The following is a 334-nucleotide window of genomic DNA, read 5'->3' as shown; positions in this document are numbered from 1 at the left end:
TTCTTAACGCGCATTCGGTTAAAAACGTGGTTTAAAAAACCAAATTAATATTCACTCACAAAACACTGAAAAACATTCAGTATGACGAAAGTAAACCTTAATTTGGTCTTTTCTTTAATGAAGAATCATAATGGTATCTTATATTATACAAGGCAGTTTGTAGCGTCATGTAGTTTACTACACAAGCTGCGAACTAACGCGGTAGAATTTAAGATGGTGGAGCTATGCAGGATCGAACTGCAGACCTCCTGCGTGCAAGGCAGGCGCTCTCCCAGCTGAGCTATAGCCCCATCGGGATTCTTCTAATTTGTTATCATGTAATTTGTGTAGACAC

The 334-nt window shown here is 38.9% G+C and carries 1 tRNA gene; it reads right to left on the bottom strand.

The features are described 5' to 3' along the window. Positions 1 to 214 precede the first annotated feature (214 nt). A tRNA-Ala gene (locus H4J57_RS19650) sits at positions 215 to 290 on the bottom strand. Positions 291 to 334: the final 44 nt, after the last annotated feature.

Source organism: Colwellia sp. BRX8-7, from assembly GCF_014077275.1.
Classification (GTDB): domain Bacteria; phylum Pseudomonadota; class Gammaproteobacteria; order Enterobacterales; family Alteromonadaceae; genus Colwellia_A.
This window is presented reverse-complemented; position numbering and strand designations above follow the sequence as displayed.